This is a genomic window from uncultured Finegoldia sp. (genome assembly GCF_947252345.1).
Lineage (GTDB): Bacteria > Bacillota > Clostridia > Tissierellales > Peptoniphilaceae > Finegoldia.
In genome coordinates, this window is sequence record NZ_CAMXVC010000009.1 from 32,167 (window position 1) to 47,483 (window position 15,317).

Below are 15,317 nucleotides of genomic sequence, written 5' to 3' on the forward strand. Positions count from 1 at the left end.
GAGATAATGATTACATTAATTATGATTATTTTGGTAATGGGCTTAGACCATTTGACAAAATATATGGCGATTTCTCTGAAACAAGGAGATGTTGTAATATTTGACAAGTTTTTGAAGCTGACTTACGTAGAAAATAGAGGCGCTGCATTTGGAATTTTTGAAAACAAGAAGATTTTTTTGATGATTATTACTTTGTTGATAATTGCTTTTGTTATTTATTATGTTTTCAAAAGTTACAATCAAATCAAGAATTTTGACAAGGTTGTTTATGGGTTGTTATTGGGAGGAGCGTTGGGTAATTTGGTTGACAGAATATTCAGAGGATATGTCGTTGATTTTATTTCTGTTAAATTGCCTTTTAATTATGATTTTCCTGTGTTCAACGTGGCTGACATTGCCGTTGTGGTTTCTTGTGTATTAATTATATTGTTTAATTATAAAGGAAAGAATTAATGAGTGTTTTTATTGGAAATAGTTGGGATGATTTGTTAAAGGATGAATGGAATAAAGATTATTACAAAAAAATTAGAGAAATATTGATTTCTGATTATAAAAATCAAACAGTTTATCCTGATATGAATTATATTTTTGAAGCATTAAAACTTGTTAGTTTTGAAAATTGCAAGGTAGTGATTTTGGGTCAGGACCCTTATCACAATCCTGGTCAGGCTCATGGGCTAAGCTTTTCTGTAAAGCCGAATGTAAAAACGCCACCTTCGTTGCTAAATATTTACAAAGAATTGCAGATGGAATATGGATATGCGATTCCAAATAACGGTTATTTGATGAAATGGGCCAAACAAGGTGTTTTACTTTTAAATTCATCATTGACTGTAATAAAAAACAAACCAAATTCTCACTCAAAGATAGGATGGCAAATTTTGACAGATAAAATTATCGAAATATTAGGAAATTCTGGAAGGCCAATTGTGTTTATTTTGTGGGGGAATAATGCCAGAATGAAAAGAGAATTGATTTCTAATAAAAAGGCTCTTATATTAGAATCGCCACATCCATCTCCTTTTTCAGCGAACAGGGGATTTTTTGGGTGCAATCACTTCAAAAAAACAAATGAATTTTTAATTGACAATGGACTAGAACCAATTGATTGGGAAATAGAAAATATATGATGTGTGAATTTTTAATAAAAGCAGATAATGCAAATAAGAGATTGGATGTTTTTTTATCTGAGAATATGAATTTGTCAAGAAGCGAAGTACAAAAATTTATTGATGATAAAAAAGTGTGCGTGAATGATAAGTCTCAAAAGAAAAACTACAAATTGAATTTAAACGATAAAATAAAGTTTGATTACGAGAAGGAAGATAAGACCATAAAAGCTGAGAAATATGATTTAGATGTTGTATATGAAGATGATTATATCGCTGTGATTAACAAGGATAAAAATGTCATTGTTCATCCTACTGAATCTATTTATTCAAAAACATTGGTGAATTATTTGATGTACAAATTTAAAAAACTAAGCGATATCGATGGAAATTTTAGGCGTGGAATTGTTCACAGATTGGACAAAGACACTACTGGACTAATAATAATTGCAAAGGACAACGAAACTCACAACAAATTAAAAAAAATAATCCAAAATCACGAGATTTCTAAAACATATTTGTGTATTGTTCATGGAAAAATTGACGAAAATGGAGTTATCGAGAAGTTTATGAGTAGAAATCCTAAGGATAGGAAGAAAATGATGGTCTCAGACGAAGGAAAACTTTCTGTATCGTATTTCGAGAGGTTAGATTATAATGAGGATTATTCCCTTGTTAAAGTTCAAATTAAGACGGGAAGAACTCATCAAATAAGAGTGCATATGAATTATGTCCATCATCCTATTTTAGGGGACAAATTGTACGGTCTAAAAAAAGAAAAAATTATTTTCGACAGTCAAGTTCTTCATGCTTACAATTTACAATTCACTCATCCGATTACTAATAAAAAATTAAATATTACTGCAGATTTAAAAGATGATTTTATATTGGCTTTGAAAAAAACAGGATTAGATTACAAAAAAATTCCTTCTAAGATTTAACTTAGAAGGAATTTTTATATGTCTGCTAATTCTTCTGATAAAAAAGTATTGCTGAAAAATACACCCAATAATTCAGGACCTGTATGTGCACCGATAACACAACCAAGATTTTTCGTAATTATATTTTTGAAAGCAAAATCTTCACTTAATTTTTCAACAAGCTGTTCTGCTTGTGATTTATTTTCTCCGTAACAAACATAAACTGTTTGATTTGAATTTACATTGTTATTGCATTTTTCAATTATCAGATTTTTAATTTTCAAATAAGTTTGTTTGTCGCCTCTAGCTTTGTCAAGAACATTTAATTTCCCATTAGATTTATCAACATGTATTATAGGTCTAATGTTTAATAGTGAACCCATAATTTTTTGTGTCTTGGACAATCGTCCGCCTCGATATAAATATTCAAGATTGTTTACTGTAAATATATGCTCTTGTGATTTGATAATTTCATCTAATTTTTCGGAAATTTCTTCGAAACTATAATTCAACTCAATAAGTTTCAATGCTTTGTAAACGACAGATGTTTGACCTGAGCAGGCAGACAAAGAATCTTTTACTATTATTTTGTAATCTTTGTTTTCTGATAATAAATCATTCATAGCCATCAAAGCAGTTTGAAAAGTGCTAGACAAACCACTAGATAAAGTGATGCAAATTATCTCGTTGCCATCATTCAATTCATTTTTAAAAGTTTCATAGTATTGTTTGTAAGAAACTTGGCTTGTTTTGAATACTTCAGATTTTTTCATCCTCGAAAACATATCTTTAGAAGTAATGTTGATGCCTTCAAAATACTCGTCATTGCCGCTTATAACTGGCATATTAAGTAAAATTAGATTCTGATTTTGCTCTGATTGAGATAATTGGCTTCCAGAATCTGTGATTATTTTTATTGACATTCTATCCTCCGATAAAGTTTTATATATAAAAATGGTGCTGTTGAGAGGAATCGAACCTCCGACCTATTGATTACGAATCAATTGCTCTACCGACTGAGCCACAACAGCAAATACATATACATTTATTATAAACTTTACGCATATAATTTACAAGCGGTTTTAAGAATAGAAATAATTATTTAAAATTAAGATAAATTATGATAAAATACTAAACATATTCTAGGAGGAAGAATGAAAAATAAAAAAATACTCAAAAAAAGATTTGCCATTTTTATATTGATGATTGGATTTTGTTTTTGTTTAGTGGTAAACTTTTCTGGCAATTACTTGGGATTTGCAGGAGTTAAAACACATAAAAAATCAGAATTGAATCCACAAGAGTTGCAAACTCTGGACAAAATAAAAAAAGATTTGGATGTATTTAAAAGAAAAGGCGCCTTAAAAATATCAGAAGATAATATTTTCTATCCAATTCATAAATCAGGAATATCGGAGAGAATGCTGGAAGTTTGTTTGGAAGATACTGCATTGAGAGGAAACGCTCATTCTTTTATTAAGGTTGAAAAAAAATACGGAGTTAATGCTATTTATTTGCTTGCTATTGCAAACCACGAATCAAATTTTGGCGAGAGTAGAATAGCAAAAGATAAAAAAAATCTTTTTGGATTCAATGCCATAGACTCTAATCCTTACAATGGAGCAAGTGAATATGAATCTTTGGATAAGGGAATACAAGAAATTGGAAAGAAAATCAAGATTTTATATCTCAGCGAAAACGGAAAGTATTTTAAAGGATATAATTCGTACGCTATGAACAAAAATTATGCCAGTGATAAAAATTGGGGAGAAAAAGTAAATAATCATATGATTATGATTGCAGAAAAAATACTCAATAGCTATAAATAAACTATATTACACGAAGACGAGAGGATTTATGAAGAAATTATTATTGTTTTTACTGTCGATAATCGCATTGACAAGTTGTGATAATTTTTCACGACAAAACAGCGAAAATATGTACGATGTCGTCAGAGTAGTCGACGGTGACACTGTTATCTTAAATATTGATGGGAACAAAACTAGAATAAGGTTGATAGGGGTGGATACACCCGAAAGTGTTGCACATGATAAAAGCAAAAATGTCAAAGAAGGTAAGATAGCTAGCGATTACACGAAAAAATTATTGACTAACAAAAAAGTAAGATTAGAATATGATAATGAAAAAGAAGACATCTACCATAGAAAACTCGGATATTTGTTTTTGGATGATGAATTTATAAATGAAAAATTGCTAATGGAAGGAATGGCAAAGTTATACACAAAAACTGGCAATAAAAAATATTTCGAGAGATTAAAAAATGCAGAAAATTTTGCGAAAAAGAACAAAAAAGGATTCTGGAAAAATTATTATGTTAAAGATAATAAATTATATGTAAAGTACATTGATTCGAATGGAAGGGGATTAATCAAAGGAAACATCAATAAAAAAGGATACAAAATTTATCATCTTCCTCATCAAAAAAACTATAAAAATGTTAAAATAAACTTAAAAAAAGGTGAGAAGTACTTTAGAACAGAAAAAGAAGCACAAGATGCAGGTTTTTCAAGGGCGGCACGATAAATTCTTGCAAAAAAATGTAAATGATGCTATACTTAAAAAGTCATAAACGCACAAAAGAAATTTTACAAATACTTGACAAGTAAAATTTACTGTGTTAAGATAATAAAGTAGTCAATTGAGGCTATGGTGGATGTAGCCTAGTTGGTTAGGGCGTCAGTTTGTGGCACTGAAGATCGAGAGTTCGAATCTCTTCATCCACCCCATAAGCAGGAATGGCGGAATTGGCAGACGCGCTAGACTTAGGATCTAGTGTCTTTGACGTGGGGGTTCAAGTCCTCTTTCCTGCACCAAATTATAAAGTCAATTTAAATGGTTTTAATCATTTGAATTGACTTTTTTTATTTGAAAATTTTACTTATTTCTGTTTATTAGAATAAAGATAAATAAATTATCGAATAAATTATGTTGGAAACGTCTTTGTCGGATATAAAGCGTAAAAAAATCATTAAAATTGATTATGCGTTGTAAATTAAGGGTTCAGGACAAAAATTCTACAAGAAAATTTTCAAAATAAAAAACAAAAAAGATAGCTAAAATAGCTATCTTTCTTTTATGGTGCCGGAGGCGGGACTTGAACCCGCACGGTGTTGCCACCGCTGGATTTTGAGTCCAGTACGTCTGCCAATTCCATCACTCCGGCTGACTTAATAAGTATAGCATAAAGTAAAAATAATGTAAAGTATTTTTTGAAAAAAAGATAAACATTTCAAGCCTTTAAATTTTCCATTAGAAGTTAGCGTATCTTAGTAATTTTGTAGACTTTAGGGTATTATTTTTGTGCTATAATCTATGTGAATGGAGGATGGATTCTATGAAAAGAATTATAATTTGTTTATTTGCAATTTTGATTTCTTTATCGCCGACAATTAGTCAAGCAAAAGATATCGATACTAAAGTTGTTGATGAGAGATGGGGTAAACCTACTTTTGTATATGGAGAAAGTCTTGATAAATCACAAATTAGAAAAACAATGGAGCTTTTGAATATTGAAGATTACAATAATGTCAAATCAGTTAGAGTAAGTTACAATGACTTGCTAAAATATGTTGGTGGGGATGAATCAAATCAAGGAAGTATGATTTCTAGTGTTTTGGTAAAAAAAGAAAATAAAGGACAAGGCATAAACGTAAATATTACAACGCCGGACAATATTACATTAATTACGGAAAAACAATATCAAAATGCAGCTGTAACTGCAGGAGTTAAAGATTGCACTATAATGGTAGCTGCTATCAGACCGGTTACTGGGGAATCTGCTTTAACAGGAGTTTATAAGGCTTTTGAAGCGAATGGGGAAAAATTAGACAGAGATAGAATTAGAGTCGCACAAAAAGAATTAGAAGTTGTCAGCGACATCAATCAAGAAAACAATGATAAATCAAAATACAGTAGAGATAAATTAAATGATGCTATGGTGGTCATTAAGGACAATATAGCAAATATAAACATAAATAATGGAAACGCACCATCATTAGAAGAAATCAAAAAAATTGTAAATGATGCTATAAAGGACAATAACTTGGATGATGTAATAACCGAAAAACAAAAAGAAGAATTGGTAAAATTGTTTGAAAAATATTCAAATACTAAATCGATTAATGCTGAAGATATTAAATCGGAATTGTCAAATATTTCAGGAAAAGTTATTGAGAGTGCAAAAAATATTTATAAAAAAGCTGAAGAATCAGGACTTATTGATAAAATAATTAATTTATTTGCTTCAATTTTAAAATCTATTGCTGAATCATTAGATTCAAGTAAATAAACGGGTTCAGGTAAATTGATGCCCTTTTCTCATTTTTTAAAATAAAAATTTTTATGTTATTTAGATAACTATTATTATTACAAACTTGTATTTGTTTTAAAATGTGATATAATGTAATTGTAAATTGAAAATGAAAGGGTGATTATATGTCATTTATTAAAAAACATGTAGAGGAATTTAAGGTTCCAGCATATCATAATGAAAAATTAACAGAAGTTTCTAGCGAAGATTTGAAAGGTCATTGGTCATTGTTGTTCTTCTATCCAGGAGACTTCACATTTGTATGTCCTACAGAATTAGAAGATTTACAAAATTTATATTCAGAATTTAAAAACTTGAATTGTGAAATTTATTCTGTATCTACAGATTCAGAATTTGTTCATAAAGCATGGCATGATAAATCTGAAAAGATTAAAAAATTGGAATACCCAATGTTATCTGATAGAGCATTCACATTATCCAGACAATTTGATGTTCTAAAAGAAGCAGATGGCCAAAGCCAAAGAGGTGCTTTCTTGATTAATCCTGAACTTGATGTAGTTTTATATGAAGTATCAGCAGATGGTATTGGTAGAAATGCACACGAATTATTAAGAAAATTACAAGCTGCTCAATATGTAGATAAATATGGCGATCAAGTTTGTCCAGCTAACTGGACTCCAGGTGAAGAAACATTAAAACCAGGAATAGACTTAGTAGGTAACTTATAAAAACAAAAAATTAGCTGTAGATTCAATACAGCTAATTTTTTTTGCTTTTTTCTATTTTTATTATGTCCTTTATAAATTGTGATGAATCGACCTCAACTGAGTTTCTTGTTTTAGGTGATAAAAGCGTAAGCTTATCTTTGGCTCTTGTCATAGCAACATAGAACATTCTTCGTTCTTCTTCGTACAATCCATCGTAGTTTTTATTATCAGAATCAATGTTTGCTGGAAATTCTCCGTCTATCAAATCAATAATGAAAACCTCATCAAATTCAAGACCCTTGGCAGAATGCACCGTAGACAAATTTAGATTGCTGGATTTTTTTGTAGACTCTTTTTGTATTTTTTTCAATTTGTCGATTTCTTTAATAAAATCTTCGTAGCATTCGCAATCTTTGAAAATATATTTGTAAATTTCTACAAGTAAATCCAGTGAAATCTTTTGATTTTGGAACAGAACACTATCTTCGATGTATGTCTTGTAGTCGATATCATTCATTATGATATCAATTTTTTTAGAACCTTTTGCTCTTTTTATAGCAGAAAAATAAGATTTCAAATCCATAAATCTGTCTACATAATATCTACTTAAAGTTGAATCATCGAGAAGTCTGTCGAGAATGGGGATTTTTTCGTCATAGGTTTCAAGTTGGTTCACTGACGTTTTTTTGATGTAACTATTGAGTTTATAATAAATATCTCTAAACAAACCAACCGAAGTTTTATTTTCTGAAAAAGCCACCATTTTCAAAATATCATTCAATACAAAATGATTATAAAAGTCATCTTTTTGATATCTTGAATGAAATTCTACATTGTAATCTTGTAAATATTTCATCAGAGCTATTGAGGAGATATTTTTTCTGTAGAGAATAGCGGTTTTCTTATTTGCATTCACATTGTTGATTATATATTTGTACATAGACAGAAAATTTTGTGTAAATTTAATGATAATTTCCTTATCAGATTGCTTTGTAAAGGATACATCTTTGTTATACCTATTTTTATTTTGCTTTATAAACAAATTACTAGCATTAACAATTTTTTCACTGCATCTAAAATTTTGATTTATATAATAAATAGTCGCATCACTAAATATATTCTTGAAATCTAGCAAATAGCCTGGGTCAGCTCCTCTAAAGGAATATATAGATTGGTCATCATCAGCAACTATGAAAATATTATTTTCAGGAAATGCTAGTTTTTTAATCAATTCAAATTGTATTTTTGATGTATCTTGTCCCTCATCAACTTGAATAAATTTATATTTTCTTTTTATTCTTTTTAGAATATACTCATTATTTTGCAAAATTTCGTATGATTTTGTAAGCATATCGTCAAAATCTAAGAAAAAATTTTTTGATTTGAAACTCTCATACTCGTTGTATATCTTGCAGAAATTTTCGACATCGAATCTTGGAAAATTATCTATAATCATCATATTCTTACAGTAACCATAATACTGAAGAAATTTCTCGACATCTTCATCTTTTACGATTGATTTGTTGATGTTTTTGATTATGTGTTTTAACACAGAGTATTTGTTTACGTCACTATTCGATTCCAAAACTTTAAATATTCTGTTGTTCATTTTGTAATGAAGTTTTATTATATAATAGCAAAAAGAATGAATTGTAGAAAAATATGGAGCCTTGATATCCGGAAAATTCAGAGAAAATCTTTCTTTCATATCAGTTGCTTGAGATTTACTGAATGTTATCGAGAGGACATTTTCAGGATTTACGTTGTATTTTTCTTTTAGATAATTTATTCTATTTAGCAACACCGTTGTCTTGCCGGCACCAGGAACTGCAAGTACAAGTGCAGGGGATTTGTAGTGTGAAATAGCTTTTAATTGATTTTCAGTAAATTTCATATTATCACCAATAATTATTATATCAAAATGTTTGTTATTATCTACAATTTGTAGTATTATAAAGATATAAGAATTATGATAAGGGGTAAATTTATATGTCAATGAATGAATTTTTGGAAAATAGAAAATCTATAAGAGATTTCAAATCAAAAGATTTAAGCAGTGATGATATTAAAAAAGTAGAATCTATTATTTTTGATATAAATAACAAAGCAAAAACTCATGGTGTATTATACAAATTACACAAAGATGGCTCTGCTATTTTTAATGCACTTGATGGTCAAGGTGGATATGAAGGATGTATGATTAAAGCTAATCATTATATTTCTATGCACGCAGATAAAAACAATGAGGATTCTATGATTTTTGGTGCATATTATTTGGAAAATTTGATTACAAAACTAGACGAACTTAACGTTGGAAGTTGTTGGGTAACTATTTCAAAAGCATCAGAAGATTCTAAAAAAGCTGCATTTGATGGTGAAAGCGATGTGGACTTCTTATTAGCTCTTGGATACGCTCCAAGTGAATTAGGATTCGGTAAAAAGAGATTCAGTTCAAGAATCGGAGTTGAGGATTTTGTATTTGACAAATCATTATCTACTCCAATTGACATAGAAAAACTAGAAAATTATGGTTTGGATGAGTTGTTTAGTTATTTGAGATTTGCTCCTTCAACTAAGAATGAACAACCTTGGAGGTTTGTTCTAAACAATGACGATTTTGATATGTATATAGAAAATTATAAAGGAATTGACAATTTAATAGATGCTGGTATAGTTATGTATTATTACACAGAATTAGCACATTACAATAGCATTGAAGTTGAGTGGAAAGTAAAAGATGATATTAAGGATACTGCTAATTTCAAATACATTGCATCTGTCAATTTTTAAATAGTATAAGAAAGCCTTTAAATAGGCTTTTTTTATAAATAACGTTCTATTTCAAGGAGGATAATGAAATGAAAAAGAAGTTTTTATTATTAATGTTAGTGGGGTGTTTAATTATGACAAGTTGTGCCAAAAACAACAAGGAAAATAAAGAAGAAAAGAAAACTGAACAAAAGGCTGAAGCTCAAAATGTAAGCTTATTTGCAGCGGCTTCTCTTGAAGAATCTCTAGGAAAAATAATTCCTGAATTTGAAAAAGAAAATAATTGTAAAGTTGATGTAAACTTAGCTAGTTCAGGAAAATTACAAAAACAAATAGAACAAAAAGCTCCTTGCGATGTATTTGTATCAGCCGGAAAAAAACAAGTAAAAGCTCTTGAAGAAAAAGGCTTGGTAAAAGAATCAAAGAGTTTATTAAAAAACAAATTAGTTATTGTTAAAAACAAAGAAACTGATGTTAAAATTGCAAAAATCGAAGATTTGGAAAATGTCAAAGGAAAGATTGCTGTAGCTGAATTGGAAACTGTTCCTGTTGGTCAATACACAAAACAAAGTTTGACACACTTCAATTTGCTCGACAAGCTTCAATCAAAATTCGTGTACGGAAAAAATGTAAAAGACACATTGAGATTTGTTGACAGCAAAGAAGCAGATGTTGCATTTGTTTATTCTTCTGATGCTATAACAGATGACAAAGTTGATGTTGCATTTAGCGTGGATGGAAGTTCTCACAAGCCAATTATTTACCCAATAACTAAGACAACTTACTCTAAGAACTCAGAGTTACAAAATAAATTATATGAATTTTTGCAAAACAAAATTTCTGAAGGATATTTTAAAGAAGCGGGATTTGAATTAGCAAATGAATAAAGATATTATGATGCCTATTATCATAAGCGTAAAGGTATCCATAATTGCAACAATCATAACATCAATAATGTCAATATTAATTGCTTGGTTGATGGTTAGATACAACAAAAAAAACGGCAGTATACTAGAGGCAATAATTACATTGCCTCTTGTTTTACCACCGTCCATTTTAGGATATATACTTTTGTTAATAATAGGAAATAACGGATTGATAGGTAAATTTTTTTATGATAACTTTGATTTGAGTATAATTTTCACGTGGAAAGCGTGCGTGATAGCTTCTGTTATAGTTTCGTTTCCACTTATGTACCAAAACTGCAAATCTTCATTTCAAAGTATCGACAAAAAGATTTTAAATGCAGCAAGAACAATGGGTGCTAGCGAATGGAAAATATTTTTCAAATTGGCTATTCCATTGTCATATACTGGAATAATTAGCGGATTGGTATTGGCTTTTGCGAGAAGCTTGGGGGAATTTGGTGCGACTATGATGGTTGCTGGAAATATTCCATATAAAACACAAACAATTCCACTTGCTATGTATTATGCAGTTGAACGTGGTGACCAAAAAATCGCAAATACTTTAATGATAGTAGTTGTTGTATTTTCATTTTCGTTGATATATTTTTTAAATCGATGGATTGAAAAAAGAAGGAGTAGAAATGCTGAAGTGTAAAATAATAAAAAAACTAAATCATTTTTCTCTCGATGTTGAATTTCAAGTAGATAATGAAATTACGTGCATAATGGGACAATCAGGAAGTGGGAAAACATCTATATTAAACTCTATAGCAGGATTGTTGAAGCCTGATGTAGGAGAGATTATCCTTGATGAAAATGTGCTTTTTTCCAATCAAATCAATTTAAAACCTCAGCAAAGAAATATTGGATATGTTTTTCAAGATTACGCACTATTTCCGAATATGAGTGTAAAAAGCAACATATTTTTTATGAGTCCAGACGAAAATTACACTAATTCTCTGATTAAAAAATTGGAGATAGAGTATTTACTGGAAAATTATCCCAACACTCTTTCGGGTGGGGAAAAACAAAAAGTATCAATAGTAAGAGCTTTGGCTAACAAACCTAAACTTTTGCTAATGGATGAACCATTCAGCTCGATTGACGAAAAATTCAAAAACAAATTCTACGAAGAACTAATTGAAATTAAGGAATTTTTGGATATACCAATAATTATGGTAACTCATAATAGAGCAGAGGCAGAAATATTGGCTCATAGAGTTATTTTCATAGACAAAGGAAACATTATCAAGTAGTGTTTAATGTTATTAGTTAGGTAGTTTCTTATTTTTTGGTGTATAATATAATATAGAACTTTCTAGGAGGTAATTAATGAAGATTAAGCACAAAGTTCTCAATATTGTTAATTCAAAAGATTATGTACCGATAAGTTTTAATGGGTTAGCTCATAAACTAGATATAGAAAAAAGAGACTATAAAATATTTCATAAAGTAATTGATGAACTAAAAAAAGACAATAAAATCATCATAGATAAAAATTTAAATATAATTCCTATTTCTCAGCAAAAAGCATTTACTGGAGTTTTACAAGGTTCAGGAAGTGATTTTTGCTATTTTATTCCAGATGATGAAAATGTTGATGATATTTTTATCGCAAAAAATGATTTAAATGGAGCTATTCACAAAGACAGAGTTTTGGTTTTGATAACCACTGAAAAGAAAGCAAACAGAAGCGCTGAAGGAAAGGTAATTCAAATAATTTCAAGAGAAAACAAAAAAATTGTTGGAACATTTGATGAACAAAAGGGATATGGGTTTGTAATACCAGATGATAAAAAATATGGATTTGATGTTTTTGTGCAAGCTGGAAATAAAAATGCTGCAAAGAATAATGATAAAGTAGTTGTAAAATTGACAAAAACTCCATCGAAAAAGCACAAAAACCCCGAAGGTGTTATTGTTGAAGTGTTAGGAGCTTTTGATGAACCAGGAATAGACATATACTCTATAGCAAAGCAATACAACTTGCCATATGAATTTCCTAAGAAAGTAAAATTACAAGCTTCAGAGATAGACCAAAATGTTGAAGAATCTGATAAAAAGAACAGAATTGATTTCAGAAACTTACTAACAGTGACAATAGACGGAAAAGATGCAAAAGATTTTGATGATGCGATAAGCATAGAAAAAGAAGACAACAATTTTATTCTTTATGTTCATATTGCTGATGTAAGCCATTATGTTAAGAAAAACACAGCTATTGACAAGGAGGCTTTCAGAAGAGGGACAAGTGTTTATATGTTAGATAGAGTTATTCCTATGCTTCCAATTGAATTATCTAACGGAATATGTTCATTAAATCCCGGTGTTGATAGATTATGCTTAACTGTGAAAATGAAAATTTCTCCAACAGGAAAAACTCTGGACTATAAGTTCTACGAATCAGTCATAAACTCCAATTACAGGTTGGTTTACACAAATGTTTCAGATTTTTTAGAAAACAAAAACAAATCCAATTTCAGTGAAGAATTGAAGTATAAACTTTCTGTTATGAGAGATTTATATGAGATATTGGGCGCTAGAAGAGAAAAAAGGGGAAGCATAGATTTAGATTTTCCAGAAACTAAAATTGTATTAGACGAAAACTCCAGAGTAATTGATGTGGAAAAAGAAGAAAGAAGAGTTGCAAACAAAATAATTGAAGAATTTATGTTAATTACCAATGAAACAGTTGCGGGACATTTTGGATATTTGGATAGACCATTTTTGTATAGAGTTCATGAAGAGCCAGACGAGGAAAAAGTCAATACATTTAAAAGAATATTGTCCAATTTTGGATACCATTTGAAGGGAAAAAATCTTTACTCGAAAGACTATCAAAAAATACTAAACGAGTTGGAAGAAAAGCCCGAAAAACCTCTTCTATCTTCATTGTTATTGAGGTCGATGCAAAAAGCTGAATACAGTGAACAGCCGAATATGCACTTTGGATTGTCATCAATGTTTTACACCCACTTCACATCGCCAATAAGAAGATATCCGGATTTGTTCATTCATAGAATAGTCAAGAATTTTATAAATCACAAATCAGATACTAATAATGAAAAAGAGTTTATAAAATACATCAAAGACATCGCAAAACAATGTTCACTCACGGAAAGAAGAGCCGATGAAGCGCAAAGAGAAGCAATTGATATGAAATCTGCAGAATTTATGCAAAAACATATTAATGATGAGTACGAAGGAGTAATAAGTTCGCTTACTAAATTTGGGATTTTTGTTCAACTTGACAACACAATCGAAGGTTTAGTACAATTTCAGACGATGATTGATGATTATTATATTTTCGATGAAAATAATTATACAGTTTATGGAGAACACTCTAAAAAAACATATAAAATTGGACAAAAAGTAAAAGTAAAAGTTATTAATAGCGATAAGGATAAGCGTCAAATAGATTTTGAATTTGTAAATTAATAAGGAATTAAAATGAGCGATATAAAATTATTAGCAAACAATAAAAAAGCACGTCACGAATATTTTATTGAAGATGTATATGAATGTGGAATTGAATTAGTGGGCACTGAAGTGAAATCAATCAAGAATGGAAAAGTTTCAATCAAAGAAAGCTATTGTATGATTGAAAATATGGAGGTTTTTGTATATTCAATGAATGTGAGCCCGTATACACAAGGAAATATTTTCAATGTAGATAGCTTAAGAAAGAGAAAATTGTTGATGCATAAATCTGAAATCAGAAAATTAATTGGCAAAACAAAAGAACAAGGATACACATTGATTCCGCTTCGAGTTTATGATAAAAATGGATTGATTAAAGTTGAGATTGCACTTGCCAAAGGTAAAAATCTCTATGATAAGAGAGATACACTTAAAAAACGAGATGATTTGAGAAATATGCAAAGGGCAATGAGAAGATAAGGAGATACAATGAGTTTTGATGGAATTGTAACAAAATCCGTAGTAGATGATATAAAAACAAAATTAATAGGTGGCAAAATCAGTAAAGTAAATCAACCAGATAAAAACGAATTGGATTTGACGATTTACAACAATAAACAAAATTATAAACTTCTTATTTCTGCATCCTCATCATTACCGAGGATGCATTTTACAAATGAAAATAAGAAAAATCCAATCGAGGCGTTTAATTTTTGTATGTTGATGCGCAAATATTTACAAGGAGCTGTTATATCAAATATATATCAAGAATCTATGGACAGAATAGTTGGTATAGATATAAAAAGCCGCGATGAAATGGGATATGATATGAATTTTACCTTAGTAATAGAGTTAATGGGTAAACATTCAAACATAATTTTAATTGAAAAAGAAAGTCGAATGATAGTGGATTCTATAAAGAGAATAAGCTTCGACAATAAAAGCATTAGACAAATTTTGCCAAAAACGAAATACGAGTTTATTCAAGATGATAAAGTTAATATACAAAAATCAGGGAAATTGCCTAGTGAGTTCGAAAATGAAAACACAAAAATTCAACAGTTGTTTTATAGAAATTACACTGGATTTTCCCCTACAATAGCCAAGGAAATTTGTTTGAGAGCCGATTTGGATTTTGATATCAAATACCTGTCTCTTATACACATCTCCGAGCCCACGAGACCGTTATTCTA

The 15,317-nt window shown here is 29.7% G+C and carries 16 protein-coding genes and 4 tRNA genes; 16 read left to right on the forward strand and 4 right to left on the reverse strand.

The window, feature by feature from the left end:
- Positions 1 to 6: 6 nt before the first annotated feature.
- The 3 genes from lspA to Q0X02_RS03065 are packed head-to-tail and all read left to right on the forward strand — an operon-like array spanning position 7 to position 2,050.
- Positions 7 to 453 carry a signal peptidase II gene (gene lspA, locus Q0X02_RS03055; RefSeq protein WP_297811378.1) on the forward strand — a complete coding sequence of 149 codons (447 nt, stop codon included), beginning with the start codon at positions 7 to 9 and terminating at the stop codon, positions 451 to 453.
- The gene (locus Q0X02_RS03060; protein WP_297811381.1) at positions 453 to 1,130 is read left to right on the forward strand and encodes a uracil-DNA glycosylase; all 678 of its coding nucleotides are present in this window, start codon (positions 453 to 455) and stop codon (positions 1,128 to 1,130) included. The genes lspA and Q0X02_RS03060 overlap by 1 nt, the downstream gene beginning before the upstream one ends.
- Complete coding sequence (locus Q0X02_RS03065; protein ID WP_297811383.1) at positions 1,109 to 2,050, forward strand: RluA family pseudouridine synthase; 942 nt, start codon at positions 1,109 to 1,111, stop codon at positions 2,048 to 2,050. Before Q0X02_RS03060 ends, Q0X02_RS03065 begins: the two co-directional genes overlap by 22 nt.
- 14 nt (positions 2,051 to 2,064) lie before the next feature.
- Here the strand turns inward: Q0X02_RS03065 and Q0X02_RS03070 are convergent, their stop codons facing one another.
- Together Q0X02_RS03070 and Q0X02_RS03075 are read right to left on the reverse strand one after the other, a co-directional pair.
- On the reverse strand, positions 2,065 to 2,952 hold the full coding sequence (locus Q0X02_RS03070; RefSeq protein ID WP_297811386.1) for a DegV family protein: 888 nt from the start codon (positions 2,950 to 2,952) through the stop codon (positions 2,065 to 2,067).
- A gap of 32 nt (positions 2,953 to 2,984) precedes the next feature.
- A tRNA-Thr gene (locus Q0X02_RS03075) sits at positions 2,985 to 3,060 on the reverse strand.
- Positions 3,061 to 3,183: 123 nt separating this feature from the next.
- Here Q0X02_RS03075 and Q0X02_RS03080 point away from each other — a divergent pair.
- From Q0X02_RS03080 to Q0X02_RS03095, 4 genes are all read left to right on the forward strand, one after another.
- The gene (locus Q0X02_RS03080) at positions 3,184 to 3,858 is read left to right on the forward strand and encodes a glucosaminidase domain-containing protein (RefSeq protein WP_297811388.1); all 675 of its coding nucleotides are present in this window, start codon (positions 3,184 to 3,186) and stop codon (positions 3,856 to 3,858) included.
- A gap of 28 nt (positions 3,859 to 3,886) precedes the next feature.
- Positions 3,887 to 4,573, forward strand: coding sequence for a thermonuclease family protein (locus Q0X02_RS03085; RefSeq protein ID WP_297811391.1), 687 nt, complete (start codon positions 3,887 to 3,889; stop codon positions 4,571 to 4,573).
- A 126-nt stretch (positions 4,574 to 4,699) separates the two neighbouring features.
- Positions 4,700 to 4,776: transfer RNA gene (locus Q0X02_RS03090), tRNA-His, on the forward strand.
- Positions 4,777 to 4,779: 3 nt separating this feature from the next.
- Positions 4,780 to 4,863: transfer RNA gene (locus Q0X02_RS03095), tRNA-Leu, on the forward strand.
- Between the two features lie 263 nt (positions 4,864 to 5,126).
- Here the strand turns inward: Q0X02_RS03095 and Q0X02_RS03100 are convergent.
- Positions 5,127 to 5,213 (reverse strand) — tRNA-Leu (locus tag Q0X02_RS03100).
- A 171-nt stretch (positions 5,214 to 5,384) separates the two neighbouring features.
- Between Q0X02_RS03100 and Q0X02_RS03105 the strand changes: the two genes are divergently transcribed.
- Both Q0X02_RS03105 and Q0X02_RS03110 read left to right on the forward strand, forming a co-directional pair.
- Entirely contained in the window at positions 5,385 to 6,338 is a 954-nt protein-coding gene (locus tag Q0X02_RS03105; protein ID WP_297811394.1) for a DUF1002 domain-containing protein, read from the forward strand.
- Positions 6,339 to 6,484: 146 nt separating this feature from the next.
- Positions 6,485 to 7,048: a redoxin domain-containing protein gene (locus tag Q0X02_RS03110; protein WP_297811396.1), complete on the forward strand. Its 564-nt coding sequence runs from the start codon at positions 6,485 to 6,487 to the stop codon at positions 7,046 to 7,048.
- Positions 7,049 to 7,079: 31 nt separating this feature from the next.
- On the opposite strand, the gene Q0X02_RS03115 is transcribed toward Q0X02_RS03110, so the two are convergent.
- Positions 7,080 to 8,921, reverse strand: a complete 1,842-nt coding sequence (locus tag Q0X02_RS03115; RefSeq protein ID WP_297811398.1) for an ATP-dependent helicase — start codon at positions 8,919 to 8,921, stop codon at positions 7,080 to 7,082.
- Between the two features lie 95 nt (positions 8,922 to 9,016).
- Here Q0X02_RS03115 and Q0X02_RS03120 point away from each other — a divergent pair, with 95 nt between their 5' ends.
- The 7 genes from Q0X02_RS03120 to Q0X02_RS03150 all read left to right on the forward strand — a co-directional run.
- Positions 9,017 to 9,817 carry a nitroreductase family protein gene (locus Q0X02_RS03120; RefSeq protein ID WP_297811401.1) on the forward strand — a complete coding sequence of 267 codons (801 nt, stop codon included), beginning with the start codon at positions 9,017 to 9,019 and terminating at the stop codon, positions 9,815 to 9,817.
- A gap of 68 nt (positions 9,818 to 9,885) precedes the next feature.
- Positions 9,886 to 10,683 (forward strand): molybdate ABC transporter substrate-binding protein, encoded by a 798-nt coding sequence (modA, locus tag Q0X02_RS03125; RefSeq protein ID WP_297811403.1) that lies wholly within the window; start codon positions 9,886 to 9,888, stop codon positions 10,681 to 10,683.
- Positions 10,676 to 11,359, forward strand: coding sequence for a molybdate ABC transporter permease subunit (gene modB, locus Q0X02_RS03130; protein WP_297811406.1), 684 nt, complete (start codon positions 10,676 to 10,678; stop codon positions 11,357 to 11,359). The genes modA and modB overlap by 8 nt, the downstream gene beginning before the upstream one ends.
- On the forward strand, positions 11,346 to 11,960 hold the full coding sequence (locus tag Q0X02_RS03135; RefSeq protein WP_297811409.1) for an ATP-binding cassette domain-containing protein: 615 nt from the start codon (positions 11,346 to 11,348) through the stop codon (positions 11,958 to 11,960). Before modB ends, Q0X02_RS03135 begins: the two co-directional genes overlap by 14 nt.
- A 76-nt stretch (positions 11,961 to 12,036) precedes the next feature.
- Positions 12,037 to 14,142 carry a ribonuclease R gene (rnr, locus tag Q0X02_RS03140; protein ID WP_297811412.1) on the forward strand — a complete coding sequence of 702 codons (2,106 nt, stop codon included), beginning with the start codon at positions 12,037 to 12,039 and terminating at the stop codon, positions 14,140 to 14,142.
- A 12-nt stretch (positions 14,143 to 14,154) separates the two neighbouring features.
- Positions 14,155 to 14,604: an SsrA-binding protein SmpB gene (gene smpB, locus Q0X02_RS03145; protein WP_297811415.1), complete on the forward strand. Its 450-nt coding sequence runs from the start codon at positions 14,155 to 14,157 to the stop codon at positions 14,602 to 14,604.
- Between the two features lie 9 nt (positions 14,605 to 14,613).
- Positions 14,614 to 15,317, forward strand: a 704-nt coding sequence (locus Q0X02_RS03150) for an NFACT family protein (RefSeq protein ID WP_297811418.1), incomplete at its 3' end; no start/stop codon positions are given.